The sequence below is a fragment of the Myxococcus vastator genome (assembly GCF_010894475.1).
GTDB classification, from domain to species: Bacteria; Myxococcota; Myxococcia; order Myxococcales; family Myxococcaceae; genus Myxococcus; species Myxococcus vastator.
In genome coordinates, this window is sequence record NZ_JAAIYB010000919.1 from 1 (window position 1) to 765 (window position 765).

Genomic DNA, 765 nt, shown 5'->3' on the forward strand with positions numbered 1-765 from the left:
GTCGCCGGTGGCTCCGCCGGAGCCACCGGCGACTGCGTGAGCACCGCTGCGAGGATGAAGGCGAACATGGATGCGGCGCACCCTACCCCACCGCGCCCTCCGACGGACGTCCAGCGACATGTCCCGCGCCGGGCAGGCGGCCGGGCGGTCCGTCCACCCACCGACGTGGGCCCGCGCCGCCGGTCCATGGTCGCACCGCGCACGGGGTCCCCATCTTCGCCCTTCGGGTGGGGGAGCCGGCATGCGTCACAGCCAGTGGTGCGGCCGGCGCGGACCCGCGGCGCGGTGGCGGAAGATGCGGCTGCTGCTGGCCCTGCTGCCCTCGCTCGCCCAGGCGGCGGCGCTGCCCGCGGACGCGCCACGCGCCGGAGACGCGGAGGACGCCGCGCCACCTCCCCGGCCTCGCCAGTTCTGGTGGGCCCTGGGTGAAGTGACGGCCATCAACCTCACGGTGTGGGGCTTCGACCGATTCATCCTGAACAAGGACTTTGCCCGGGTCGGCCTGGACGCATGGCGAACGAACCTGGAGACGGGGTTCGTCTGGGACAAGGACGACTTCATGACCAACCAGTTCGCGCACCCCTACCACGGCAGCTTGTACTTCAACGCCGCCCGGGATCACGGCTTCGGCTTCTGGGGTGCCACTGGTTTCACCCTGGTGGGCAGCCTCCAGTGGGAGCTGTTCGCCGAGAACCACTACCCCTCCTTCAACGACCTCATCAACACCACGGTGGGCGGGTGGCCCCATGGGGAGGTCATCTACCG

At 70.8% G+C, this 765-nt stretch carries 1 protein-coding gene; it reads left to right on the top strand.

The genetic code is table 11. The features are described from left to right. Positions 1-241: 241 nt before the first annotated feature. Positions 242-765: DUF3943 domain-containing protein (locus G4D87_RS38335; protein ID WP_163787659.1), on the top strand; the 524-nt coding region annotated here is incomplete at its 3' end.